The organism is Brevundimonas vesicularis NBRC 12165, assembly GCF_001592205.1.
In the GTDB taxonomy this organism is placed as follows: Bacteria; Pseudomonadota; Alphaproteobacteria; order Caulobacterales; family Caulobacteraceae; genus Brevundimonas; species Brevundimonas vesicularis.
On sequence record NZ_BCWM01000042.1, the window covers coordinates 1 to 989 of the forward strand.

A 989-nucleotide genomic window follows, 5' to 3' on the forward strand; every position below is an offset into this window, starting at 1 on the left:
CCCCCTGAAACTCCTCCAGGAATAGCTAGAGTCCGCCCAACGAAGGACGGACAGAATGAAGCGATCGAGGTTCACGGAAGAGCAGATCATCGGGATCCTGCGGGAGCAGGAGGCCGGTGTAGCGACGGCGGAGGTGTGCCGACGCCACGGGGTCAGCTCGGCGACCTTTTACAAATGGAAGGCCAAGTTTGGCGGGCTCGACGTGTCGGAGGCTCGGCGGCTCAAGGCGCTCGAGGATGAGAACGCCCGGCTGAAGCGGATGCTGGCGGACGCGATGCTGGACAACGTGGCCCTGAAGGACCTGCTGGGAAAAAAGTGGTGACGCCCGCCGGCTATCGCGAGGCGGCTGGCCATCTGCAGGCCGCCTACGAGATGAGCGAAAGGCGGGCGTGCCGTGTTCTGGGCGTCGATCGGACGAGCGTGCGCTATCAGGCGACGCGCCCGGACGACGGCGCTCTGCGCGACCGGCTGAAGGCCCTGGCCCAGGAACGTCGACGGTTCGGCTATCGTCGCCTGCACGTGCTGCTGCGGCGCGAGGGCCATGCGGTCAACAGGAAACGGGTCCAGCGGATCTATCGCGACGAGCAACTGACGGTGCGCCGGCGCGGCGGCCGGAAGCGAGCGATGGGCACGCGGCGACCGCTGGACCTGCCGCTGGCGCCCAACCAGCGCTGGTCGCTGGACTTCGTCGCAGACCAGCTGACGGACGGGCGGCGCTTCCGCATCCTGACGGTGATCGATAACTGTACGCGCGAGTGCCTGGCGCTGGTGGCCGACACCTCGCTGTCGGGCGCGCGGGTCGTGCGGGAGTTGGACGCCGTCATCCGGCAGCGAGGGCGGCCCGACACCATCGTCAGCGACAACGGCACGGAGTACACCTCGAACGCGGTCCTGGCCTGGGCCGACGACACCGGCGTCGGCTGGCACTACATCGCGCCGGGCAAGCCCCAGCAGAACGGCTTCAACGAAAGCTTCAACGGGCGGCTGCG

General features: G+C 68.0%; 1 pseudogene. It reads left to right on the forward strand.

Features of this window, described 5'->3' with window-relative positions:
• Positions 1 to 55: 55 nt before the first annotated feature.
• Positions 56 to 989: pseudogene (locus BVE01S_RS16415) on the forward strand (IS3 family transposase); the annotation flags it as partial.